18 protein-coding genes are annotated in these 23,560 nt (G+C 67.2%); 6 read left to right on the top strand and 12 right to left on the bottom strand.

The features are described from left to right. Window positions 1–2: 2 nt before the first annotated feature. The 6 genes from cydB to ACP159_RS21675 all read right to left on the bottom strand — a co-directional run bounded on the left by cydB (window position 3) and on the right by ACP159_RS21675 (window position 8,697). Window positions 3–1,166, bottom strand: a complete 1,164-nt coding sequence (gene cydB / locus ACP159_RS21700; RefSeq protein WP_425101819.1) for a cytochrome d ubiquinol oxidase subunit II — start codon at window positions 1,164–1,166, stop codon at window positions 3–5. Between the two features lie 5 nt (window positions 1,167–1,171). Beyond that, complete coding sequence (locus tag ACP159_RS21695; RefSeq protein ID WP_425101818.1) at window positions 1,172–2,782, bottom strand: cytochrome ubiquinol oxidase subunit I; 1,611 nt, start codon at window positions 2,780–2,782, stop codon at window positions 1,172–1,174. Between the two features lie 168 nt (window positions 2,783–2,950). Then, entirely contained in the window at window positions 2,951–4,600 is a 1,650-nt protein-coding gene (locus ACP159_RS21690; protein WP_425101817.1) for an amino acid ABC transporter ATP-binding/permease protein, read from the bottom strand. Then, complete coding sequence (locus ACP159_RS21685) at window positions 4,597–6,207, bottom strand: ABC transporter ATP-binding protein/permease (RefSeq protein WP_425101816.1); 1,611 nt, start codon at window positions 6,205–6,207, stop codon at window positions 4,597–4,599. The genes ACP159_RS21690 and ACP159_RS21685 overlap by 4 nt, the downstream gene beginning before the upstream one ends. A gap of 85 nt (window positions 6,208–6,292) precedes the next feature. Continuing rightward, a complete protein-coding gene (locus ACP159_RS21680) occupies window positions 6,293–7,393 on the bottom strand; it encodes a ParB/RepB/Spo0J family partition protein (RefSeq protein WP_425101815.1) in 1,101 nt (366 codons plus the stop codon). After that, window positions 7,390–8,697: an AAA family ATPase gene (locus ACP159_RS21675; RefSeq protein WP_425101814.1), complete on the bottom strand. Its 1,308-nt coding sequence runs from the start codon at window positions 8,695–8,697 to the stop codon at window positions 7,390–7,392. The genes ACP159_RS21680 and ACP159_RS21675 overlap by 4 nt, the downstream gene beginning before the upstream one ends. A gap of 468 nt (window positions 8,698–9,165) precedes the next feature. Here ACP159_RS21675 and ACP159_RS21670 point away from each other — a divergent pair, with 468 nt between their 5' ends. Beyond that, on the top strand, window positions 9,166–9,846 hold the full coding sequence (locus ACP159_RS21670; RefSeq protein WP_425101813.1) for a DnaA N-terminal domain-containing protein: 681 nt from the start codon (window positions 9,166–9,168) through the stop codon (window positions 9,844–9,846). Window positions 9,847–9,864: 18 nt separating this feature from the next. On the opposite strand, the gene ACP159_RS21665 is transcribed toward ACP159_RS21670, so the two are convergent. Beyond that, entirely contained in the window at window positions 9,865–10,587 is a 723-nt protein-coding gene (locus ACP159_RS21665) for a 4'-phosphopantetheinyl transferase family protein (RefSeq protein WP_425101812.1), read from the bottom strand. Window positions 10,588–10,875: 288 nt separating this feature from the next. On the opposite strand from ACP159_RS21665, the gene ACP159_RS21660 reads away from it, so the two are divergent. After that, complete coding sequence (locus ACP159_RS21660) at window positions 10,876–11,313, top strand: endonuclease domain-containing protein (RefSeq protein WP_425101811.1); 438 nt, start codon at window positions 10,876–10,878, stop codon at window positions 11,311–11,313. Here the strand turns inward: ACP159_RS21660 and ACP159_RS21655 are convergent. The 5 genes from ACP159_RS21655 to ACP159_RS21635 all read right to left on the bottom strand — a co-directional run bounded on the left by ACP159_RS21655 (window position 11,213) and on the right by ACP159_RS21635 (window position 19,647). Then, window positions 11,213–12,265, bottom strand: a complete 1,053-nt coding sequence (locus ACP159_RS21655; protein ID WP_425101810.1) for an NAD(P)-dependent alcohol dehydrogenase — start codon at window positions 12,263–12,265, stop codon at window positions 11,213–11,215. The genes ACP159_RS21660 and ACP159_RS21655 overlap by 101 nt on opposite strands. A 96-nt stretch (window positions 12,266–12,361) precedes the next feature. Next, on the bottom strand, window positions 12,362–14,047 hold the full coding sequence (locus tag ACP159_RS21650) for a hydantoinase B/oxoprolinase family protein (protein ID WP_425101809.1): 1,686 nt from the start codon (window positions 14,045–14,047) through the stop codon (window positions 12,362–12,364). Next, window positions 14,044–16,107 (bottom strand): hydantoinase/oxoprolinase family protein, encoded by a 2,064-nt coding sequence (locus ACP159_RS21645; RefSeq protein ID WP_425101808.1) that lies wholly within the window; start codon window positions 16,105–16,107, stop codon window positions 14,044–14,046. Before ACP159_RS21645 ends, ACP159_RS21650 begins: the two co-directional genes overlap by 4 nt. Continuing rightward, the gene (locus ACP159_RS21640; RefSeq protein WP_425101807.1) at window positions 16,104–18,824 is read right to left on the bottom strand and encodes a molybdopterin-dependent oxidoreductase; all 2,721 of its coding nucleotides are present in this window, start codon (window positions 18,822–18,824) and stop codon (window positions 16,104–16,106) included. Before ACP159_RS21640 ends, ACP159_RS21645 begins: the two co-directional genes overlap by 4 nt. Next, a complete protein-coding gene (locus ACP159_RS21635; RefSeq protein ID WP_425101806.1) occupies window positions 18,814–19,647 on the bottom strand; it encodes an FAD binding domain-containing protein in 834 nt (277 codons plus the stop codon). The genes ACP159_RS21640 and ACP159_RS21635 overlap by 11 nt, the downstream gene beginning before the upstream one ends. 427 nt (window positions 19,648–20,074) lie before the next feature. On the opposite strand from ACP159_RS21635, the gene ACP159_RS21630 reads away from it, so the two are divergent. From ACP159_RS21630 to ACP159_RS21615, 4 genes are read left to right on the top strand one after another with little or no spacing between them, the layout of a single operon-like run. Next, a complete protein-coding gene (locus ACP159_RS21630; RefSeq protein WP_425101901.1) occupies window positions 20,075–21,523 on the top strand; it encodes a 6-hydroxynicotinate reductase in 1,449 nt (482 codons plus the stop codon). Then, window positions 21,520–22,401 carry a UPF0280 family protein gene (locus tag ACP159_RS21625; RefSeq protein WP_425101805.1) on the top strand — a complete coding sequence of 294 codons (882 nt, stop codon included), beginning with the start codon at window positions 21,520–21,522 and terminating at the stop codon, window positions 22,399–22,401. Before ACP159_RS21630 ends, ACP159_RS21625 begins: the two co-directional genes overlap by 4 nt. Continuing rightward, window positions 22,394–22,978, top strand: coding sequence for an amino acid synthesis family protein (locus ACP159_RS21620; RefSeq protein ID WP_425101804.1), 585 nt, complete (start codon window positions 22,394–22,396; stop codon window positions 22,976–22,978). The genes ACP159_RS21625 and ACP159_RS21620 overlap by 8 nt, the downstream gene beginning before the upstream one ends. Continuing rightward, window positions 22,975–23,553, top strand: coding sequence for an amino acid synthesis family protein (locus tag ACP159_RS21615; RefSeq protein ID WP_425101802.1), 579 nt, complete (start codon window positions 22,975–22,977; stop codon window positions 23,551–23,553). The genes ACP159_RS21620 and ACP159_RS21615 overlap by 4 nt, the downstream gene beginning before the upstream one ends. The last annotated feature ends 7 nt before the right edge of the window (window positions 23,554–23,560 follow it).

The following is a 23,560-nucleotide window of genomic DNA, read 5'->3' as shown; positions in this document are numbered from 1 at the left end:
TCTCAATACGGCGTCTCGCCGCTCTCGCGCACATCGTCCTGCGTGACCTTGCCCCAGAGCACCTTGTAGACCCAGGCGGTGTACATCAGGATGATCGGCAGGAAGATCGCCGCGCAGACCAGCATGATGAACAGCGTCAGGTGCGAGCTTGACGCGTCCCAGACCGTCAGCGAGGAATCCGGGTCCACCGTCGAGGGCAGGATGAAGGGGAACATGGTCAGCCCGACGCTGGAGATGATCCCGACGATGGCCATTTTCGAGAACAGCAGCGTCGTGACCTCCCGTCCGGCCCGGAGGCCCATCACCGCCAGCGCGATCCCGGCAAACCCCATGACCGGCGCCACGATGATCCACGGGCGCTCCGCATAGGCGGTCAGCCACGAACCGCCCCGCTCCACCGGATTGAACAGCGGGTTGGACGGGCCGTCCTTCGCCACCTCCCCGGCAAAGGCGAAGCCGTCAACGCCAACCGCCAGCCACAACCCGGCCAGCGCATAGGCCCCTGCGGCCACCAGGCCCGCGATGGTACCAATGCGCCGGGCACGCGCGACGACGGGTCCGTCCGCCTTCAGGGACAACCACGCCGCGCCGTGCATCAACAACATCGCCATCGACACCACCCCGGCCAGCAGCGCGAAGGGCCGCAGCAAGCCACAGAGCTTGCCCAGGGCCGAGCCGTCGTACATCGGCATCAGGTCCTGCGTCAGGTGGAAGGGCACACCCAGAAGCACGTTGCCCACCGCCACGCCAAACAGCGTCGCCGGCACCGCGCCGCCCGCGAACAGGGCCCAGTCCCAACGCGCACGCCAGGCCGCGCCCTCCCGCTTGGAGCGGTACTTGAACGCCACAGGCCGCACGATCAGCGCCGCGAGGATCAGGAACATGGCGAGGTAGAACCCCGAGAAACTCACCGCGTAGAGCGGCGGCCAGGCAGCAAAGATCGCGCCGCCGCCGAGGATGAACCACACCTGGTTGCCCTCCCAGACCGGGCCGACGGTGTTGATGACCTGCCGCCGCTCCAGATCAGTCTTCGCCACGAAGGGCAGCAATGCACCGACCCCCATGTCGAACCCGTCCGTCAATGCAAAGCCGATCAGCAGCACGCCCAGCAGCGCCCACCAGATCACCCGCAAGACGTCGAAATCAATCAGTTCGTTCAGGATCATGTCTCTTACTCCGCAGGCTCTGCAAAGGGCCCCTGCCCGTCCGTGGTCCGCAGACGGTGCTCATGGCGCGCCCGCCATTGATCGGTCGCGTCCACATCCTGGAACGGGCCCTTGCGGATGTATTTCACCATCAGGCTGACCTCGATCACGAAGAGCACCGAGTAGAACAACAGGAAACCCGCCAGCGTGATGAGCAGGTCCATCACGCTCAGGTGGCTGGCCGACAGCGCCGTCGGCAACATCCCGTCCACCGTCCAGGGCTGGCGGCCGTATTCCGCCACGAACCAGCCCAGCTCCGCCGCGATCCACGGCGCCGGGATGATCGCCACGGCGGCATAAAGCGACCAGCGTGGATAGGTCATGCCCTTGAAGCTGGTCCGCCAAAAGAAATACAGCATCACCGCGATGAACAGGAACCCGAGCCCCACCATCACCCGGAACGCCCAGAACAGCGGAGCAACGCCGGGAATGGTGTCGTTGGCCGCCATGCGGATCTGCTCTTCCGTGGCCTCCAGCGGATCGTCAACATATCGCTTCAGCAGCAGGGCAAACCCGAGATCTTCCGAGTTCTGCTCGAACCGGAACCGCGCCTCCGAGCTGGCCTCGTCCCGCTGTTCGCGGATCTCCATCAGCGCCTCGTACGCCACCAGCCCGCGCCGCACACGCCCTTCGGCTTCGGCCACCAGTTCGTTGATGCCGGGGATCACCTGTGTCAGGGACCGCGTGCCGATCAGCCCCATCACCCAGGGGATTTCCACGGCGTAATGCGTCTCGCGGGCTTCCTTGTCCGGGAAACCGATCAGGGTGAAGGGCGCGGGGGCCGGGTGCGTCTCCCACATGGCTTCGATGGAGGCCAGTTTCATCTTCTGCGTGTGGCTCGCCGAATAGCCCGACTCGTCCCCCAGCACGACCACCGACAGAGCCGAGGCGAGGCCGAAGGACGCCGCCACGGCGATCGACCGCTTTGCAAGGTCCTCATGCCGTCGCTGGATCAGGTAGAGCGCCGAAACCCCCAGTACGAAGACCGAGGCGGTGACATAGCCCGCCGACACCGTGTGCACGAACTTCGCCTGCGCCACCTCGTTGAAGATCACCGCGAAGAAGTCGGTCATCTCCATGCGCATGGTGTCCGGGTTGAACTCCGCCCCCACCGGATTCGCCATCCAGCCATTCGCGATCAGGATCCACAGCGCCGAGAAGTTGGACCCGATGGCCACCAGCCAGGCCACCACCATGTGCTGCACCTTGCTCAGCTTGTCCCAGCCGAAGAAGAACAGCCCCACGAAGGTCGCCTCGAGGAAGAACGCCATCAACCCCTCGATGGCCAGCGGCGCCCCGAAGACGTCACCGACGTAATGCGAATAGTACGACCAGTTCATGCCGAACTGGAATTCCATGGTGATCCCGGTGGCAACGCCGAGGACGAAGTTGATCCCGAAGAGCATCCCCCAGAACTTCGTCATCTGCCGCCAGATCGGACGGCCGGTCATGACATAGACCGTCTCCATGATCGCCACGAGGATCGACAGACCCAACGTCAACGGCACGAACAGAAAGTGATACATGGCCGTCATCGCGAATTGCAGACGGGACAGCTCGACGACATCCAGTTCCATGGTGTGCGTCTCCTTTGCGGTTACGACTGGCGGGACAGGTCCCGGCGCAGGGTGATCTTTCGGGTATTCTCAAACCTATGTCACAGATTTAGCTTTGTGTCGTCTTTACGGCCTCCCCGCTCCCGGTGTCTTGATCTGGATCAATAAATATTCAATCTCTCATATATGTTATTCAAGGCGCAGGACCCGGTCGGCAAAGGACAGCTCCGCAGGTCGATGCGAGGCCATTACGATGGCCGCCTCGGGCAACGCCGCCCGGATGCCGCGCAGCACCGCTTCGGCCTGCGCTTCGTCGAGGCCGACGGTCGGCTCGTCGAGCAGCAGCACCTCTGGCTGCCTGAGCAGGGCGCGGGCCAGCACCAGACGCCGGGCCTCCCCGCCCGAAAGCCCTGCCCCACCTTCGCCGAGCCTCATCCACAGCCCTCCACCGGCCTCGATCCGCTCCGCCAGATCCACCGCCCGCAGCGCGTCCCAGGCCCGCGCATCGTCCAGATCGTCACAGGCCAGCGCGAGGTTCTCGCGCACGCTTCCTCCGATCAACTGCGCGCGCTGGGGCACCAGCGTCAGATGAGAAAACAGTCTCTGTTTCGCCTGAAAACGGACATTCTGCCCCGCGACAGATACGCGCCCCGTCAGCGGCTCGGCGATCCCGGCAATGGCCGACAGCAGGCTGCTCTTGCCGCCACCACTCGGCGCGGCGAGTGCCAGGGTTTCGCCGCGCGCAACCTCGAACGACACCGCCGCAAACAACGCTTTCGACCGTCCCGGTGCCGCGACGGTCACGGCTTCCAGCGACAGAACCTTACCCACGGGTAAGGATTCCATCGCGCCGAGAGCCTGACCGGGGGTTTCTCCCTCCCCGATGCCAACCCGCTCCGCCGAGACGAGGATACGCCCCAGCTCCGCCACGCCCCGCACAAGGGGCAGCACGACATCCGCGAGAGCCAGCACAACGAGGAACCCGATGGCCCCGGTTGCGGGTGACAGGCTGCCTTGCAGGACCCCCTGCCCGGCCAGGAACAGCACGGCAGAAGCGGTCAGCGTAACCACCGCCCCGGCAACCACTCCGGCCCGCCTGTCGATGCGGTCAAGTCGCGCCTCCTCCCTTTGCGCCGCGGCATCATCAGCGAGGATCGCCGCCAGAGCGCCGGGCACCTGACCGGCCACCAGCGCATCCCTCTGACCCCGGAAAAGACCGATAATGCGGTGGCGTAGAGACTGAATCGCGCCCTCCCGCGCCCTTGTCGGCGCAAGCGTCGCGCAGGCCGTCCGCCACAGGACCAGCGCCATGGCCAGACCGCAGCCGAAGAGCACCGAGAGGGCGATTGCCGTGGACGTCAGCCAGACCAGCGCCAGCACGACCAGCCCGAGCGTCAGCGCCCCGGATAGAACCGGCAACACCAGCCGCAGCAACAGACCATCCAGCGCTTCCACATCGGCCGTCAAACGAGTCAGCGCCGGGCCGCTTCTGAGGCGAGTTAGAGACTGAATCGGCAGTCTGGAAAGCCGATCCAGCAGGACCAGCCGCAGCCGCATAAGAGCCTTCAGCGTGGCATCATGGGTCAACAGCCGCTCCGCATAGCGTGCCCCGGCCCTGCCGAGGGCAAGAAAGCGGACCCCGGCACTTGGCCGGAACACGTCGAAGGCGATGCCGATCCCCGCAATCCCGGCCATGCCGGTGGCCAGGATGAACCAGCCCGACAGCCCGAGCAGCGCCGCGCCCATGAGCATCACCGCCAGCCCGGCCAGCGTGCCGCGCATCATGGCCCATGGGTCGGCGCTCCAAAGCAGCCGTGCGAGAGACAGAAGCCGGCTCATGCGCCGCCTCCCAAGGGGATCTGCCGGTCCATGGCCGCTGCCAGAACAGGGTCATGTGTCGCGACGATCACCACGGCGCCATGCGTTTTCGCACGGATCAGAGCCTGAATGACCTGCCGTGCGGTGCCTTCGTCCAGGTCCGCTGTCGGCTCGTCCGCGAGGATCACATCCGCCTGACGGAGCAGCGCCCGCGCCAGCATCAGCCGCCGCGCCTCGCCGCCGGAGACTCCGGCGCCGCTCTCACCCAATCGCGTATCGAGCCCCTTCGGCAGGTCCGCCACGATGCGCTCTGCCCCCGCTTCGCGCAGCGCTGCCTGTGCGCCGCCGAGCCCGTCCGGATCGAGCCAGTCGCGCAGAGCCATATCCGCGAAATGCGGGTTCTGCGAAACCAGCGCCAGCCGCGCTCGCCATCCGTCTGCGTTGGTATCATCGAGCGGCAAACCGTCGAGCGTGATCTGCCCCGCCTCCAGCCGGAGCAACCCCGCAATCGCCGATAGCGTCGTCGACTTGCCCGATCCGCTTGGCCCGGTCAGGGCAATGCTCTGGCCCGCGCCGATCTCCATATCCGGCAACGACACGCCCTGTGCCACGGCGTTTTCCAACCGCAAAACCTTACCCGTGGGTAAGGTCTCGCGTGCACCCTGCCCCAGCACCGCCGCGCCGGGTGACGCCTCCAGCGCCCGCAATTCCCCCGCCACCGCCTCCGCCGCCGCCTTGTCATGCCAGCTGGCGGCGAGGTCGCGCAGCGGCTGGAAGAACTCGGGCGCGAGGAGCAGCAGGAAAACCCCCTGCGTGACACTCAGCGGCGCCCCCCATGTGCCGAAACTCAACACGCCCAGCAGCGAAAACCCGACGTAAACGGCGATCATGGCCACGCCCAAAGCGGCGAAGAGTTCCAGCACCGTGGAGGACAGGAACGCCACCCGGAGCACCGCCATGGTCCGCACCCGCAGCGCCTCGATGCGCGTCTCGAACTGTGCGCGGGCCCGGGCGTACCCGTCGAGCAGGAGAATATCCGGCAAGGCGGCGATGCGGTCGACCAGCACACGGTTCACCGCGCCGATCTCCACCATGTGCCGCTCGCTTGCCTCCTTCGCGGCCAGGCCGACCAGCACCATGAAGACCGGGATCAGCGGCCCGGCGACCATCAGCACCACGCCCGCTGCCCAGCTTTGCGAGACCGCCAGCGCGAGGAACACCAGGGGCACCACCCGCACCCGCGTCAGGGCGATGCGGTATCGGCTTAGATAGGGGCCGAGCAGCGGGACCTTGTCCGCCACCAACGCCGCGATTTCAGCCGACGACAGCGGGCCGTTCAGGTGACGGGCCTGCCGCTGCAGGACCGTCCGGCGCACCCCGGAAACCACGACTTGCCCGACGGCAAAGGCCAGTCCCGAACCCATGCTGCGGAGCGTGGCGCGGAAGAGTCCCGCGAGACCGAAGAGCGCGATCCAGCCGAGGCCGGCCTGTCCGTCCAGCCATCCTGCCAGCGCGGAGGCGGCGGCAAACGCCTGCACCGGCCACATCAGGTCCGCGCCAATGAAGAGACCCGCCGCCTGACGCAACGCGCGGGCGCTGGGGGCGTCAGGCTGGAGCGGGTCTGTCATGGCGGAGCCTCAGAAATGCGGTCCCGCCAAGGATAGTCCGTCAAAGATGCAAGTCAGTTGTGTCAAATTGACCGATGCCGCGCGGTCACTCCGCGTCTTCGGCCAGGCTGTCGAGCAGCGCCTGCACGGCGGCTTCCAGATCCCGCCGGTCGACGGTTGAGAAGTCCATGTCACAGCGCAGCTCCAGCCGTCCGGAAGAGGCGGTGCATTTGGTCAGCGTGCCGCGGTGGGAGACCTCGAACGTGGACTTCGGCTTGCGCGAGGGGCGCTTGCCCGCCTCGGAAACCTTACCCGTGGGTAAGGTCTCCTCCCCGATAAAGGCGCGCAGGATGGCGAGTTCCTCCGCCTCCGTCCGGCGCGGTTTCATCTGCAACGCGGTGGTGAGCTTGCCGATGGTCTCCGGTGCCTCGTCCAGCTTGCGCTTCACCTCGACCCCGAGATTGCGGGGAATGGCAAGGGGATGCGCCAGCACCTTGTCGAGTTTCATCAGCAGCGTGGCGAAGGCCCGGATGTAGCTGCGCTTGGTGTAGGTGGCGGACTTGAAGAGCACCTTCACGGCGGTGTCGACGTCGGGACAGCCGTTCTCCGGCTCGGAGGCGTACATCCGGGCGAGGCTGGCCATCTCGGCAAAGCTGATGTCCTTGCGCACGAGGTTCTCGTCCACCATGCGGCGATAGGTGTCTTCCAGCGAGTCATCCTGCGCACCGACGATGGCCGGGATTCGGTTGAAGCGCTCGTCCTCCGTTTCAGTCAGCAGCAGCGCATAGGCGGTCAGCCGGCGCATGCCCTGAACCAGTTCGTAGCGGCCGTGGGGCAGGGCGATGACCCGGATCGGGTTGGAGAGGCCAACATCGCGGATCGAGGCTTTCAGCTCCTCCATCTCCTCGTCGTCCTGCGCAATCGGGCTGCGGTCCCGGACGAGAAGCCGGGTGTCGATGGAATGGAGCGGCAGGCGTTCGACAACGAAACCCTGCCGCTTCAGGTCGACATATTCATGGGCGAGGCGGTCGTTCTCCTCGCGGATACTTTCCTCCGCTGCCCGTCGCTCACGCAGGGCTTCGGCGTTCTCGGCAATGGCCGAGGCCATCGGGCCGCGCCGCTGCGTGGGATCGGAGATCCGCGGCTCAAGTCTTCCGCCCGTGTCCTCGGGCATGTCGATCTCGAACATCCGGCGCTTGCGGCTCATGCCTCATCCTCCAGCTTTTCCCAGGAGGACAGCATCGCCCCCCGGAACTCCAAATAGGCCTCGTCGAAAGTCTGGCGCGCCCGGCGCCAGGTCTCGCGGGTCATCTCGCGGTAGTCCATTTCGTAGACCGAGTTGAGGAAGCGTCCGGACTGCTCCACGGCGCGGGTCATCTCGATCGGGTTCTGCGTCACATGATCGCCGAAAACCTTTCTGAAAGCTTCCTGCATCGCACGGTGCAGGTCGTTCGCCGGCTCGTATCGGGTGATCAGGAAGCGCACTTCGTGGAAAACCTTGGGCAGGCCGATCTTACCCGTGGGTAAGGTTCCGTCGAAGCCGTAGGAGAGGTCTTCGAGCGCCTCGGCGAGCTGGCCGATGAAGCTCGTCGTGCTGTCATACTCCCAGTAGCCCGGGCCGGAGGGGATATAGAGCATGTCGGCGGCGAAGACCGCGTTCATCGACTGGTAGCCGATGGCCGGCGGGCAGTCGAATAGGATGAGGTCATAGGCATCATCCGGGATCTGGTCGAGATAGCGCGAGACCGCGGCGAAGAAGCTCCAGTCCGGGTTCAGGTGCCGGTACTGCGCCGAGGCGAACTCGACGAAGGCGGCATTGGCGCAGGAGGGGATGACGTCGATGGTGGACCAGCTGGAGCGCTTGATGAAATCGGCAACGCGCAACTCGCCGAGGCCAAGATCGGTGATGGAGGCGGGCAGGGACCGCTCCGGGATCGACGCACCGGAAGCGGCGCCGCGCGGGGCATTGTTCATGCGGGTGGTCTCGCGGATCAGATCGCGCGCCATGATGCCCCAGACTGTGTGATCCTCGCTGACGTCCGTCAGGCCCATGGAATGGCTGAGGGTCGCCTGCGGGTCGAAGTCCACGACAAGGACACGGTAGCCGTCCAATGCTGCGGCATGGGCGAAGTGCAGGGCCACGGTGGACTTGCCCGCACCGCCCTTGAAGTTGGCGATGGCCGCGCGCAGCGCCCGTTTGCCGGCGGGGCGGGGGGGCATGAAGCTCTTGCGGTTGACCTTCAGACGGCGACGCAACTCGTTGATCTCGTCGAGGCTGAACCAGCGCTGCCGCCCGTCCGGCTCCACCTGCCCGCCGGGCAGGGAGGGATCGGCGGCGAGCTTGCCGCGAAAGGTGCTCTGGTTGATGCCGAAGATCAGCTCTGCCACCTCCCAGCTGGAAAACCGCCGCAGGCGCTTCTCCATGTCGGGGGAAAAGGTCTGCTGCCGGATCCAGCCTTGCAGCTTGAGGGACTGCGCCTGCATGGCCGCAAGGTCCTGATGGGTGATCATATCCGCCTCTCTTTCGTCTCTTGAAGGACGTTCTTTACCGTTCGATCCGTATTTACGCCGAATTTGCGTTTTTGGCAAAAGCTAATACTGTGTCTTTGCACGTTTCCCAAAACCTTACCCACGGGTAAGAAAAGCCTTGTCTCCACGGGGTTCGGCGATTCGGACCCTTCCCGGGCAAACGTCCGGGACCGAGACCAGATTTAGGGGGACAGGATTGGAGGCCTACCGCTCTTGGGGGGACACCGCAGGCCGGATAGGGGGACAATCAGGATGTCCCCCATCACCGTAATTCACCGGATTCTTTTTATTTTTGGGGGTCGAAGAAGAGGTCCGGGAAGAGCGGACTTGACAGAATCGGACGGTTGGACGCAAATCAAGGGAGAGTTCGGAAAAGCGTTGGGGCAACCCGAGGGTAGAACCGGACCAGCCCCGATGAGGGCACGAGGCGGAAGAGCGGATGGATACCCCATGCTGAGTGCAAACCCTGCCCGGCGCACGGCTGCGTCGCGCAAGTATGACATCCTTGCGGCGCTGAGTGTATGCGCCTTGTCGCAGGACAAACATGCCCAGCGGCGGGCGCTGCGGTTGATCGCGCTGATCACGGCGCGGTACAACTGGCAGACCAACGCGCTGTCGATTGGCCGGGCGGAGATCGCGCGGCTGTGGTCGGTGGACGAGCGGACGGTCAAACGCGAGATGGCGCAGTTTCGCGAGGCCGGGTGGATTACCGTGAAACGTCCGGCGGCGCGGGGCAGGGTGGCGGTCTACGCCCTCGACTTCGTGCAGATGCTGAAGGATACCCGCATGGCGCGGGACCTGCTGGGACCGGACTTCGCCGAACGGCTGGAGACGGAGGAGCCGCGCGCGCCGGAAGAGAGTACGGTGGTGCCGTTCAAGCGGCCCGTGCCGGAGGACGGTCCGGGGCTGTGGGGACAGGTGAGCGCGGTATTGCACGACCGCGACCCGGCGCTGTACGCCACCTGGTTCCAGCATCTGCGCGAGACACGATGCGGGGGCGGACAGGTGGTGCTCTCCGCGCCGACGCCGTTCATGGCGGATTACGTCGCCACGCATCTGAGCGGGCCGCTGCTGGCCGCCTACGGGCGGTTCGATCCGGGCCTGCGCAGCCTGCGGGTCGAAGCGCGGTAGCCTGCGACCCCGGCGTCGCTAGCCAGGGTGACACATCCAGGTGAGGACGCTGTCCCCTGTGATTTCGCAGGTCAGGTCGAAGACGGCGCCGCGGGGCAGGCTGCCGTGCAGGTCCTCGGTCAGGCGCAGGCGGATCTGCCGCGCATCCGGCGGGCTGGCCACTTCGGCGGCCTCGAAGCCGAAGAACCGCCGGACGGTAGGGAACAGCGCCTTGTAAAGGGTTTCCTTGGCGGAAAAGCAGAGCGTCGCGGCCACGTCGAAGGGCAGGCGGCTGGCGTGCAGCTGGGCCGTGTCACGGGCAGACAGGGCGATCTGCTCGATGGAGACGAGGGCGCGGCCCGAGGCGATGGCCTCGACGTCGATGCCGGGTTGGCCTGCCGCGGCGGGCAGCAGGAGGCAGGCGCAATGCCCGCGGGCGTGGCTGATCGACCCGGAGAGACCCGCAGGCCAGACCGGCGCCCGGCTCTCGGCGATGCCGACGGGCTGCGCGACATGGCCGAGGGTCTCCTGCGCCAGCCGGGCCAGAGCCCGGCCTGCGAGGAATTCCGCGAGGCGCTTGTCCACAGCCCGGGACAGGCGCTCAGGGCGGGGCAGGGCGAGGCGGTCGAAGAGCGCCGGGTCGAAATGCGCGCGGTCGAACCGCCCCCGGACCAGGATCCCGCCGAGACAGGGGGTCAGGTCCGGCGCGGCGAGGAAACCGCCGGTGAGCTCGGGCAGGTCGGAGGGGGTCAGAGGCGTCACGGCGTCGGGTCTTGCGGTTGGTCCGGAACTGGTGGAACCGCGCGGCACCGGCTGCGCGGCGGTCGGGTGCCTGTTTGACGTAGGCGGTCGCGCCGCCTTTGTCACCTGTTTCCAGCGCGGCCCTGTCCGGCGCGCCGCTCCCCCACCCCATCCCTCCCCCCGGGGGAGGGGGCCCGTTCCGCAGGATGGTCAAGTCTTGCTTTACCTTTGCGTGCAACGGTTGCGGTGGGCCTGCCCTCCCCTGTGGGGAGGGTTGGGTGGGGGCGGGCAAACCGGGAAGGACGGCCGATGCCGACGTATCGCAGTGACGCACAGCGCATGCATGCCCGCAGTCTCCGCCAGTCGATGACGGCGGTGCAGACCCTGCTCTGGGAGCAGCTGCGCGGGCACAGGTTCCTGAACCTGCACGTGCGCCGGCTTGCGCCGGTCGGCCTGCAGGTTGTCGATTTCCTGATCGTCCGGCACAGTCTCATTATCCAGACCGGCGGCAGCGCCGATCCCTTCGACGATGCGCTGCGCGATGCGGAGCTGCGCGGGAGAGGCTTCACCGTCATGCGGTTCTCCGAGGCCGCGATCCAGACGGACCTGGCTCCGGTGCTGGAGCGGCTGGCGCGGGAGGTGAGGGCTATTGCGGCAGTGCGATTTGCATCTTCACATCCTGCGGCGGGGCCGAGGCGGCGATCTCGAACGCATGCACGCTGTCCTCGAACGCAAACGTCCGCGTGATCAGCGGCTTCACGTCGATGGCGCCGGACGCCAGCATGCCCACGCAGCGCGGGAAGACGTGGGCGTAGCGGAAGATGTTCTCGACCCGCGCCTCGCGCACCATGGCCGCGCCCGCGTCGTACTGGATCGGGTCAGGCTGGCCGCCGATCATCACCACGCAGCCGCCCGGGGCGAGCGGCTCGAAAACGCCCTTCGCGGCATGGGGCGAGCCGGTGGCCTCGAAGACCACATCCGCGCCCCAGCCGTCGGTGTCCCTGAGCACCTGCTCCGCCACCGGGTTTGCCGTGACATTGACCGGCACGATGGCCGGGCTGAGGGCGGCGGCGATCTCCAGTTTCTTCTCGGCAAGGTCCGCCACGTAGACCCGTGCACACCCCGCGGCCAGCGCCGACAGGGCCGTGACGAGGCCGATGGGGCCGGCGCCCAGCACCACGCCGACATCACCGGGCTTCACCCGCGCCTTCGTTGCGGCATGGACCCCGACGGCGAGCGGTTCGACCATGGCGGCCTCCGCGAAGCTGACCGTATCCGGCAGCCGAAAGGTAAACGCCTCCGGGTGCACGCAGGTCGGGCGCAGGATGCCGTGCACGGGCGGCGTGGCCCAGAACCGCACCGCCGGATCGACATTGTAGAGGCCCAGGCGTGTAGCCTTCGACGTCGGGTCGGGAATGCCCGGCTCCATGCAGACGCGGTCACCGATCTTCAGCGTGGTGACCTCGGCGCCGGTCTCGATCACCGTGCCCGACGCCTCGTGCCCCAGGATCATCGGCTCGGTGACGACAAACGGTCCGATGCGGCCGTGGGTATAATAATGCAAGTCGGAGCCGCAGATGCCGACGGTGTGCAGCTTGATCCGCACGTCGCGCGGGCCGAGGGTCTCTTCGGCGCGGGCGATCTCGGGAAAGTCGCGCAGGCTCAGCGCGTGCTGCTTTTCGAGAACAAGGGATTTCATGCTGGCTTCCTCCGCTGCGGCTTGCGTCCAGATAGCCACGGGCGACGTGCCGCGTAAACAGGGGATGTTGGCGCTAACGGCGGTTTGTTGCGCAGGTCAGCCCGTCCAGCCGAACAACTCCCGCGCCTGCTCGGCGGTGTACCGGCCGAGCCGGACGTCCTCGGCCACCAGCGCCGGGTCCCGGTGCTCCGGGTTACCGTAGCCGCCGCCACCGGGGGTGCGCACGCGAACCCGGTCGCCGGCGGACAGGGCGATGTCCTGCGCCTTCGACAGGTGTTCGGGGACAAAGCTGTGGCCGTTTTGGCTGACCGTGACCCGGTTCACCCCGCCGTCCTTGCCGCCCAGCACGCCCTGCGGGCCGAAGCGCCCGTGGTCCATGACGAAGCTGGCCCGCGCCGTGCCCTTGCGGATTTCCACCTCGTAATCGAGACCAAAGCCGCCGCGATGTTCCCCCGCGCCGCCGGAGCCCTCGTGCAGGGCGTAGCGGTGGTAAAGCACCGGGAACTGCTGTTCCATGATCTCCACCGGCGGCGATTTCGAGATGCCGATGGTCGAGCAGCCGTTGGAAATGCCGTCGCCACCGGCATAGCCGCCGTAGCCGCCGCCGGAAATCTGGTACATGACATAGCTGCGGCCCTCCTCGGGGACCTCGCCGCCGAGGGCGAAGTTGCCGGAGGAGCCCGCGGGAGCGGCGGTGACGATCCGGGGCAGGGGGGCGACGAGCGCGGCAAAGACCGCTTCGGCGATCCTCTGGCTGACCTCTGCCGCGCAGCCGGAGACCGGACGGGGGTAGCGGGCGTCGAGGAAGGTGCCTTCGGGGCGGAGGATGGTGAGCGGCTCGAAAGCCCCGGCGCTGATCGGCACATCCGGGAAGATGTGGCGCATGGCGAGGTAGACCGAGGATTGCGTCGTCGCCCACACCGAATTCATCGGCCCCCGGCAGGGCGCGGATGATCCGGTGAAATCGAAGGTCAGGCCGTCGCAGTCCGCAGTGACGGTCAGACGGATTTCCAGCGGCTCGTTCACCACGCCGTCCGAATCGACGAAGGCGGAGGCGGTGTAGGTGCCCGGCGGGATTGCCTTGATATGCGCACGCATCTGCTGCGCGGCGCGGCTGCGCAGTTCCGCGATGGCCTTCCGGACGGTCTCGTCGCCGTAGCGGTCGAGCAGGCGGAACAGCCGGGACTGGCCGACGTAGAGCGCCGCCGCCTGCGCCTTCACATCGCCGATGCGCTGGTCGGCGACGCGGATGTTGGAGCAGATGATGGCATAGATTTCCGCATCGAGCGTGCCTTCCTTGAACAGGCGCACAGGCGGCAAGCGCAGGCCCTCCTGTTCGACGGCTGTTGCAGACGCGGAGAAGCCGCCGGGCACCGCGCCGCCGGTGTCGGGCCAGTGGCCGGTGTTGGAGAGCCAGCAGAAAATCTCACCGTCCCGATACACCGGCATGGCAAAGCGCACGTCCATCAGGTGCGTGCCGCCCAAATATGGGTCATTGACGATATAGATGTCGCCGGGTTTTGGCGCCGCCGCTTTGCCCTCGGCGATCATCTCGATCAGCGTCCGGGTGGAGAATTGCATGGTACCGACAAACACTGGCAACCCCTGGGAGCCCTGCGCGATCAGGCTGCCGTCTTGCGCGGAATAGATACCGTCGGAGCGGTCGTTGGCCTCGGCGATGACGGGCGAGAAGGCGGCGCGGGAGAAGCTGAGGTCCATCTCGTCGCAGACCTGTTGCAGGCCGGACTGGATGACGGTCAGGGTGATCGGGTCGATGCTCATGCCGCGCTCCTGACGGTGACGATGAGGTTGCCGTCATGGTCCTGCACGGCGCTGTCTCCGGGTTCCATGACCAGCGTACAGTCCATCTGCTCGACGATGGCAGGGCCTTGCAGGCGGGCACCCAACGGCAGGAAATCGCGCCAGTAGACCGGCGTGTCGGTCCAGCCGTCGAACCAGACCGGGCGGGTGCCGGTCTGGGCCTCGTCCAGCGTCGCCTTGCGGGCGGCGGCGTCGATCAGCAGCGAGAGGTCCACCTCCGGGCGGCGGCCGATGACGGAGGTGTTGACGTTGACCAGCGCAGGGCGGATTTCCGGCAGGGTGACCTGGAAACGGCGAAAATAGGCCTCTTCGAAGAGCGTTTGCAGGTCCTCGGCGGAGGGCGTGCCATCGGGCAGCGGCACGCGCAACAGATGCGTTTGCCCGATGAACTGCATGTCGACGGAGTGGATCACGCGCAATTCGGCAATCTCCACCCGTTCGCGCCCGATGGCGGCCTTGCCGTCCTCCGTCTGGCGGGCGAAGGCGGCGTGTACCTCGCCCATGTCGCAGGCGTGCAGGGGGCGGTTCACCGTCTGGACGAAGTCGTGCCGCAGGTCGGCGACGATACAGCCCAGGGCGTTGGTGATTCCGGGACGGGCCGGGACCAGCACGCGGGGCACGCCCAATTCCCGGGCAATGGCGCAGGCGTGCAGGGGACCGGCGCCGCCGAAGGCGAAGAGCGCAAAATCGCGGGGGTCTTCGCCGAGCGAGATGGAGACCATGCGCACCGCGTCGGCCATCTTTGCCGTGGCGATGCGCAGGACGGCGGAGGCGGCTTCCACCGCGTCGAGACCAAGCGGCTTGCCGATCTTCGCGGCGAAGGCGTCGCGGATGGTGTCGATGGAGACATCGCCGGAGATCGTGTTCAGCTTGCCCGGGTTCATCCGTCCCAGAAGCATGTTGGCGTCCGAAATCGTCGGCTCCGTGCCGCCCTTGCCATAGCAGATCGGACCGGGGGTCGAACCGGCGCTGTCCGGGCCGACCTGCAACAGCCCCGCGGCGTTGACCCGGGCGATGGAGCCGCCTCCCGCGCCGACGGTGCGCACATCGACCATGGGGACATGGATCGGCATGGCGTATTCGATCTCGATTTCATGGCTGACGGCAGGGTCCGCGCCCCGGATCATCGCCACATCGGTGGAGGTGCCGCCCATGTCGTAGGTCAGAAGGTCCGGGATACCGGCGCGGCGTCCGGTATAGGCGGCGGCCATGACGCCGGAGGCGGGGCCGGACATCACGGTCTTGGCCGCCTCTTCGGCGACGATGCGGGCGGAGACCATGCCGCCGTTGCCGTTCATCACCAGAAGGTCGCGCCCGTAGCCGCGCCCGGACAGGCGGTCGGCCAGACGTTCGACATAGCGGCGCAGCAACGGCTGGACGGAGGCGTTGACGGCGGCGGTGACACCGCGCTCGTACTCGCGGCTTTCGGACAGCAGCGCGTGGCCGAGGGTGATATTGCCGTTGGGCCATTCCTCGCGGGCGATCTCCCCGGCGCGCAGCTCGTGGGCGGGGTTGGCGTAGGCGTGCAGGAAGTGGATGACGAGGGCCTCGCAGTCCATGGCGATCAGGGCGCGCAGGGCGCTGCGCAGGGCGTCTTCGTCCAATGGCAGATACACACCGCCATCCGCCAGCATCCGCTCCGGGACTTCCAGACGCAGATCGCGGGGGATCAGGGGGCGGAACTGGCCTTTCATGCCATAGGCTTGCGGGCGGGTGCGGCGGCCAAGCTCCAGCACGTCGCGAAAACCCTGCGTGGTGATGAGGCCGGTCTTGCAGAGCCGTCGCTCCAGAACGGCATTGGTGGTTGTCGTCGTGCCATGCACGATCAGGTCGAGCGCCGCCGCGTCCACCTGAGCCGCGTCCAGCGCGGCGAGCACCCCGTCCGCCTGATTGTCCAGCGTTGTCGGCACCTTTGCCAGCTTCACCCGGCCCGCGCGGCTGTCGTAATGCACGAGGTCGGTGAAGGTGCCGCCCACGTCGATCCCGGCGAAGCTGCCGGTCAGGTCGGTGCGGTTGGTCATCGTGCGGCTCCCTTGGCGAGGATCGCGGCGCGGACCTTGTCCGGAGTCGCGGGCAGGTGGTGGACACGGGCGCCGCTGGCGTGGGCGATGGCGTTGAGGATCGCGGGGGCGGTGGGGATCAGGCAGTGCTCGCCCAGCCCCTTGGCGCCGTAGGGACCATGTTCGTCGCCTGTCTCGATGATGATGGTGTCGATCGGGGGCACGTCGCCGATCGTCGGGATCAGGTAGTCATGCAGGTTCTCCGTGCGGCCGGGCAGGAACTCCTCCATGAGGGCAAGGCCCAGTCCCTGCGCGATGCCGCCCTCGACCTGTCCTTCGACGGAGAGGGGGTTGATCGCCTTGCCGACGTCATGGGCGGCGGTGAAGTGCAGGAGTTTGACGGTGCCGAGCGCCATGTCCACCTCCAGTTCCACCATCTGCGCGGTGGTGCCGAAGACGGCGTAGGGCGAGCCTTGACCGTTCTTGTCGAGCGGCAGGGTAGGGGGATCGTAGCTTTCCTCGACTTCGAGCGCGTAGCCTTCGGTCTGCGGCAGGGTCAGGCGGCGGGTGATGCCATTGTCCGTCAGGTGGATGCCGTCCTCCGCAAGAGTGATCCGCGCATCCTCGCCGACATTTCCGAGCCTCAGCAGCTGCGCCCGCAGCGCCTCCCCGGCCAGACGGGCGGCGTTGCCAGTGATGAAGGTCTGGCGGCTGGCGGAGGTCTTTCCCGCGTCGGGGGTCAGGTCTGTGTCGGCATTGACGAGGTTGATCTGCGTGACCTCGACCCCAAGGGCGGTGGCGAAAATCTGCGGGATGACGGTGTTCGAGCCCTGGCCGATGTCCACCGCGCCCTGATGCAGCACGATTGCCCCGGCGGGGGTCACCCCGGCGCGGATCGTGGAGGGGTTGGACATGGAGGTATTGCCGCAGCCGTACCAGCCGCCCGCGATCCCGACACCGCGCTTGCGGGTGGTGTTGTCGGCGTTGAATGCCTCGGCCTCCGCCAGCGCCCGGTCCCAATGTGGTTTCAGCGCGTCGAAACAGTCGGCAATGCCCATGCCGGTGTCGAAGACCTGCCCCGTCACCGTGGGATCGCCATTGCGCAGGCAGTTGAGGCGGCGGAACGCCAGCCGGTCCATGCCGATCTTCTCCGCCAGCATGTCGAAGAGCTGTTCCTGCGCCACTGCGGATTGCGGCACGCCGAAGCCCCGGAAGGCGCCGGAGGGCGCGGTATTGGTGTGGATGCCGACACTCTTTGCTTCGTAGTTAGGGGTGAAATAAGGCCCGGAAGCGTGGATCGGCACCCGGTTCGCCACGGTCGGCCCCCAGCTGGCATAGGCGCCGGTGTTGAAGGTGCCGTCGAAGCGGGTGGCGGTCAGGCGGCCGTCTGCATCCGCGCCGATCTCCATGGTGATCTCGGAGGGGTGGCGCTTGGTGGAGGTCGCGATGCTTTCGGTCCGGGTGTAGGCCATGCGCACCGGGCGGTTCAGCAGCCAAGCCGCCAGCGCCACGAAAGGCTGGGTCGTCAGGTCCAGCTTGGAGCCGAAACCACCACCGACGGCGGTGGGCAGGATTCGCACGGCCTGGGGGTCAAGCCCGAGAACGCCCGCGATGGCGTCGCGGTTCATGTAGGGCGCCTGCGTGCAGCATTGTACTTCGATCCGGTCGCCGACACGCCGCGCCCAGGCAGCCTCCGGTTCGATGTAGGCGTGTTCGATGAAGCCGGTAGAGAAGGAACCAGCAACTGTATGCGTGGCGCTCGCCATGCCTGACGCGACATCACCCCGGGCGACATAACCCCGGCACATGACGTTGGCTGTGCGATCCTCGTGCACGAGGGACGCGGCTTCGGCGTGTTCCGGCGTCAGATTGGCGGGCAGTTCGTGCCATTCGACGGGGAAGGCGGGCAGGGTGTCGAGCAGGGCGGCAGGGCCGACAACGGCAGCGACCGCCTCGCCCTTGAACCGGGTCTCATCGGTTGCCAAGACCGGCTGGTCGATGAAGCCGGGAATGACGCCGAAGAGGTTGCTGCCGGGGATGTCCTTTGCGGTGAGGATCAGGTCGAGGCCAGTCTGCTCCCGGTACGCCTCCAGATCCCCCAAGATGAAGCGGGCGCGGTGAAACGGCGACCGGATCGCGCGGACCGTCAGGGCATCCGCTGGGGCCACATCGTCGCCGAAGCGTTCGCTGCCCGAGACCTTGGGCCAGGCGTCGAGCCGGGCGATGGAGGCACCGACGCCGCCCTCGGTCAGAGGCTCGGCGTCGGAGGCGGCGTCGAGCACCGCCGCAATGATCTTGCGATACCCCGTACAGCGGCAGAGCACCCCGCCAAGCGCGTCGGCGACGCGGGCCTCGTCCAGCGGTTCCCCGGAGCGCAGCAGGGCAATGGCGGAGACCATCATGCCCGGCGTGCAGATGCCGCATTGCGCCGCCTGATGGCGCTGGAAGGCCCTGGCGAGGCGCAGCGCGTCCGGGTCGCGGGCCACCAGCCCGGCCTGTGTCTCGACCTGCCGACTCTCCGCCTGTCCGGCGGCGGTCAGGCAGGCGCAGACCGGCAGCCCGTCGAGCAGCACCGTGCAGGCGCCGCAATCCCCGGCATTGCAGCCGACCTTGACGTCGGTTTGGCCCGCCGCGTCGCGCAGCACGTCCGACAGGCGCGTCGCGGGGTCGGCGGCGAGGTCGACCGGCGCGCCGTTCAGGGTGAAGGCGATGCGGGAGGTGGGAGCGTCAAGCGACATGGGCGGTCTCCGTGGCCTGAAGCAGCGTGCGGGTGATGAGGGTGCGGACGGCGTCCATGCGGTAGTCCGAAGTGGCCCGCACGTCGGTAATCGGAGCAAGGCCGGGGAGCGGGGCCGCCTCGACGAGGGCAGCAATGTCCTGCGGTCGTCTTCCGAACAGCGCGGCCTCCAGTCCCGGCAGGCGGCGGGCGACGGGCGAGCAGGCCCCGACGGAGATGGCTGCGCGGGACAGGGTGCCGCCTTGCATCTCGACCACGGCGGCGACCATGGCGATGGAAATGACGAGGTATTTGCGCGCGCCCAGCTTGAGGAACGCCCCCTGACCGGCGGCCTCGGGGATATGCAGGGCGGTGACCAGGTCGCCCGGCCCGAGGTCTGTCTGGCGCGGTCCCTTGAGGAAGACGGCGAGCGGCAGACGGCGCGGGCCGCCCGGACCGGCGACGGCAACCTCGGCGTCGAGGGTCAGCAGCGCTGGCACCCCGTCTGCAGCGGGCGAGGCATTGCAGATGTTGCCTGCGATCGTGCCAGCGTTCTGGATCTGCACCGAGCCGACTTCCCGCGCCGCTTGTTTCAGCCCGTCGAACAGCGGTGGCAGCTCGGCGCGGAGAATGTCGGTCCATGTGGTCGCGGCACCGATGCGCCAGCCATCCGCGTCGCGGGTGATTCCGCGCAGCCCGGCGACGCCGCTGACGTCAATCATCCGGGCCGGGGGCGGGCCGTCGCGCAGCGCCGGATAGACGTCCGTTCCGCCCGCCAGCACCACGCCCCCTGCGGACAGCAGCGCCAGCGCGTCGGTCAGCGTTTCAGGGCGATGCAGCGTCATTCCGGGGCCTCATGGGTGTGCCGCAGGCGGCGGGACTTCATTCGTGTGCAAACGATATGACTCCCACGGTAGGAACTTGCGGGAAAACTTGTCAATCGCCTCGTGAGACTTTCGAGGGTCCGGAGCGGGATAATCGAAAGTCGTTTGTATACGAACAAAATCGCAGGGTGCATCTGCCTGCAAAAGATGCAGACGCGGATAGGGAGGGAGTCCTGATGAATTCCGCATCGACAGATGGGCCGAACACCGGCACAGGCCGAAAACGGGACTCAAAACTGTTGACACAGAAACGCTGCCCGTGCGTTCGTATACAAACGAATATCCCGCCCGCAGCCCTGACACCGGAGCCCGCATCGTGAGCGATATCATCACAAAGCGTGACAAGGCCGACCTGCCGGAGAAGATCCGCTGCGATGCCTGCCCGGTGATGTGCTACATCGCCGAAGGCCGCGCCGGGGCTTGCGACCGCTACGCCAACGAGGGCGGTGAACTGGTGCGGCTCGACCCGCATACGATCCTTCAGAATCGCGACGGTGACGCGCCTCTGGTGCCGTTTCTGGATCGCGAATGGGACGGCGAGATCGTCTCGGGCGAGGATACCTTCATCACCGCCATCGGCTCCGGCACCACCTATCCGGACTACAAGCCCGCGCCTTTCATCGTCGCCTCCAGTGCTGCGGGGGCGGACATGATTACCGTCGTGACGGAGGGCATCTTCTCCTATTGCGGGGCCAAGGTGAAGATCGACACGGACCGGCATCTTGGCCACGAGTGCGCGCCGGTGCGGGTGGAAGGCGAGGTGATCGGCCATGTAACGACCTCCGAATACGGCTCGCAGATGCTCTCGCTCGGGGGCGTGCATCACCTGACCGGCGGCTCCAAGAAGGAGGGCCGCGTCACCTGCGAGGCGCTGCTGGCGCTCTGCAACGGTGAACAGGTGGCGATGGAGATCGACGGCGGCGCGGCACTGGAGATCACCGCCGGGCAGGCGCCGGTGGTGAACGGCTCGCGTGAGGAGCGGATGCGCGTGGGCTGCGGCTCGGCTACGGTCGGTATGTTCGCGGCGCAATGGATGGGATTGGTGGACGAGGTGGTGGTGGTCGACGATCACATCACCGGCGTGATGTCCGAGCATCAGGCGGGCAAGGTCATCGGCTGGGCGCCCTCCGGCATCCGGATCAAGGGCCGCCGCTCCACGCCGGGGCGGTATTTTCAGGTGGCAGAACCTGGGACCGGCTGGGGCGGCACCGACCTCACCGATCCTCTGACCATCCTCGACACGTGGCAAGAGAAGAAGGGGGCGCGGCCCGGGTTGTCGCTGTTGATGGTTTCGACCACCGGGGAACATGCCGCCTATTACGAATTGAACGAAGATCTGGTGCCGGTGCAGAAGGAGATGCCGGAGCGGCTCCTGCCCTCGGTGATGCGCATCGAGGAGAACTGCGAGCCGTCGCTGGCCTCCGTGCTGTTCATGGCCGGGGCAGGGGGGTCGCTCCGGTCCGGGGTGACGGAAAACCCTGTGTCCCTGACGCGCTCGGTCCAGTCGCGCCTGACCCGGGTGACCTGCGGCGGTGCGCCGGTGTTCATGTGGCCGGGGGGCGGGATCACCTTCATGGCCGATGTCACGCAGATGCCGCGCAATGCTTTCGGCTATGTGCCGACACCGGCCCTGGTGGCCCCCATCGAGTTCACGATGCCGGCGGCGGATTATGCGGCACTTGGCGGACATATGGACTATGTGATGCCTCTCGAAGAGGCGTTGAAAGGCGCGAAGGGACGGCAAAACGATCACCGCCTGTCCGGGCAACGCGCCGAGCGTCCGAAGGCCGGATTGCCCTGGCCGGGCGCGAAAGGCCGGCGGGAGCCGACGGAATGAGCCGGGTCGAGCGCCCCGTCGCGCATGTGATGCCGGATGGCCGCTTGCGCCTCACCCACGGGCCGATCGACCTGATCGTCAGCGCAGAGGGCGACAGGATCGAAGCGGCCTATCGGCGGGCCGAGACGGCGTTTGGCCCGGTGTTGAGCACATTGGCCGCCGAATTGCCCCGCCTGCGCAGCGCGGAGGGGCCGGAGCCGGACGGCCTGATTGCCCGGCAGATGGTGGCGGTTGTCGGCCGCTTTGGCCCGGTCTTTGTCACGCCGATGGCGGCGGTGGCGGGGGCGGTGGCAGATCATGTGCTGCGCGCCATTCTGGTGCCGGGGCATGGCTTGACCAGCCTGCATGTGAACAATGGCGGCGACATCGCGCTCTGGACCTCGGGGCCGGTGCTGCGGGTGGCAGTCTGTGACGATCCGGTGACCGGCACCCTCGGCGCAAGGGCCGCGATTGGTCCGGGCGATAGCATCGGCGGCGTGGCCACCTCCGGCTGGCGCGGGCGCTCGCACTCGCTCGGGATTGCCGACGCGGTGACGGTGCTGGCGGAGACAGCGGCGCTGGCCGATGCTGCCGCGACGCTGATCGCCAACGCGGTGGACCTGCCGGGACATCCCGGTGTGACCCGCGTTCCGGCGCATCACCTGTCGCCCGACAGCGACCTCGGCACCCGGCTCGTGACGACCAATGTAGCGCGGCTGCCGCCGGCGAAGGTCGCAGAGGCCTTGTCCCGGGGGCAGGTCGTGGCGCAAGACTACGTCGAGAAAGGCCTGATCCGGGCCGCGTACCTGAGCTGTCAGGGCGCGCGCCGGATGGTGGGCGGACAGTCCGTGGCGGATGAGGGGTCCGCCGGGACGCAGAGGGAGTTGAACCATGCCTGAACCGAAGATCCGCAAGACCGCGATCCTCACCGAAACCATCTGGCACGAGGGCGGGCCGGTGGCGCAGACCCCGCAGCGCCGGGGGGCCATCATGGCGGTGATCGCCAACCCTTTCGCCGGACGTTATGTGGAGGATATCGCCGGGTTCATGGACGACCTTGATCCGCTGGGCAAGCAGATGGCACAGGAGCTGATCGACGCTTTGGGCGGGGATGCCGGTGTGATCGAAGGCTACGGAAAGGGCGCGATCGTCGGTGCCAATGGCGAGCTGGAGCACGGGGCGCTCTGGCATGTGCCGGGCGGCTATGCCATGCGCGACAAGATCGCGGAGTCCATGGCCATCGTGCCATCGACGAAAAAGGTCGGAGGCCCGGGGACGCGGCTCGATGTTCCGATCACCCATACCAACGCCTCCTACGTGCGCTCGCATTTCGACGCGATTGAGGTCGGCCTGTCCGATGCGCCGAAGGCGGATGAGATCGTGCTGGTGCTGGCGATGACCACGGGTCCGCGCGTGCATGCCCGGGTTGGCGGGCTGGCGGCGAAGGACGTCAAGGGTGAGGACGGCCTGCGGTGAAGCTGCGCAAGATCATCACCCTGACCGAAGAGGTCCGAAGCGAGATGGGGCAGGAGATTGCGCCGCCCTCGCGGCGGGCGCTGGCTGCGGCGGTGATCGAAAACCCCTTTGCGGGGCGGTACGTGGCGGACCTGTCGGAGCTGATCGAAATCGGGGCCGCACTGGGGCAGATACTCGGCGGGGAAGCCTTGAGGGTGCTTGGCTGCGCGGCTCCGGACGTGCAAGGCTATGGCAAAGCCGCACTGGTCGGTGAGGCGGGGGAACTGGAACACGGGGCGGCGCTGCTGCATCCGAAACTGGGCGCCCCCCTGCGGGACGTTCTGGGCGGCGGCAAGGCGCTGGTGCCCTCGTCCAAGGCGATGGGCGCACCCGGCGACGTGATCGACGTGCCGCTCGGCCACAAGGCCGCCGCCTATGTGCGCAGCCATTTCGACGGCATGCGCCTGCGCATTCCCGATGCGCCTCGCGCGAACGAAATCGTCGTGGCGGTGGCGCTGCAACTGGATGGACGGCCGAACCCGAGGGTTGGCGGCCTTCTGCACAAGGACATCACCGGCGCGGACGGGTTGCGCTGAAAAGGAG

The organism is Tropicibacter sp. S64, from assembly GCF_049803835.1.
In the GTDB taxonomy this organism is placed as follows: Bacteria; Pseudomonadota; Alphaproteobacteria; order Rhodobacterales; family Rhodobacteraceae; genus Pacificoceanicola.
The sequence above is the reverse complement of the archived record's forward strand: the minus strand, read 5'-3'. Positions and strand labels throughout refer to the sequence as shown.

Coding starts and splice junctions, on each gene's coding strand:
- cydB (WP_425101819.1), bottom strand. CDS start 1,166: ATGATCCTGAACGAACTGATTGATTTCGACGTCTTGCGGGTGATCTGG.
- ACP159_RS21695 (WP_425101818.1), bottom strand. CDS start 2,782: ATGGAACTGGATGTCGTCGAGCTGTCCCGTCTGCAATTCGCGATGACG.
- ACP159_RS21690 (WP_425101817.1), bottom strand. CDS start 4,600: ATGAGCCGGCTTCTGTCTCTCGCACGGCTGCTTTGGAGCGCCGACCCA.
- ACP159_RS21685 (WP_425101816.1), bottom strand. CDS start 6,207: ATGACAGACCCGCTCCAGCCTGACGCCCCCAGCGCCCGCGCGTTGCGT.
- ACP159_RS21680 (WP_425101815.1), bottom strand. CDS start 7,393: ATGAGCCGCAAGCGCCGGATGTTCGAGATCGACATGCCCGAGGACACG.
- ACP159_RS21675 (WP_425101814.1), bottom strand. CDS start 8,697: ATGATCACCCATCAGGACCTTGCGGCCATGCAGGCGCAGTCCCTCAAG.
- ACP159_RS21670 (WP_425101813.1), top strand. CDS start 9,166: ATGCTGAGTGCAAACCCTGCCCGGCGCACGGCTGCGTCGCGCAAGTAT.
- ACP159_RS21660 (WP_425101811.1), top strand. CDS start 10,876: ATGCCGACGTATCGCAGTGACGCACAGCGCATGCATGCCCGCAGTCTC.
- ACP159_RS21655 (WP_425101810.1), bottom strand. CDS start 12,265: ATGAAATCCCTTGTTCTCGAAAAGCAGCACGCGCTGAGCCTGCGCGAC.
- ACP159_RS21650 (WP_425101809.1), bottom strand. CDS start 14,047: ATGAGCATCGACCCGATCACCCTGACCGTCATCCAGTCCGGCCTGCAA.
- ACP159_RS21645 (WP_425101808.1), bottom strand. CDS start 16,107: ATGACCAACCGCACCGACCTGACCGGCAGCTTCGCCGGGATCGACGTG.
- ACP159_RS21640 (WP_425101807.1), bottom strand. CDS start 18,824: ATGTCGCTTGACGCTCCCACCTCCCGCATCGCCTTCACCCTGAACGGC.
- ACP159_RS21635 (WP_425101806.1), bottom strand. CDS start 19,647: ATGACGCTGCATCGCCCTGAAACGCTGACCGACGCGCTGGCGCTGCTG.
- ACP159_RS21630 (WP_425101901.1), top strand. CDS start 20,075: ATGTGCTACATCGCCGAAGGCCGCGCCGGGGCTTGCGACCGCTACGCC.
- ACP159_RS21625 (WP_425101805.1), top strand. CDS start 21,520: ATGAGCCGGGTCGAGCGCCCCGTCGCGCATGTGATGCCGGATGGCCGC.
- ACP159_RS21620 (WP_425101804.1), top strand. CDS start 22,394: ATGCCTGAACCGAAGATCCGCAAGACCGCGATCCTCACCGAAACCATC.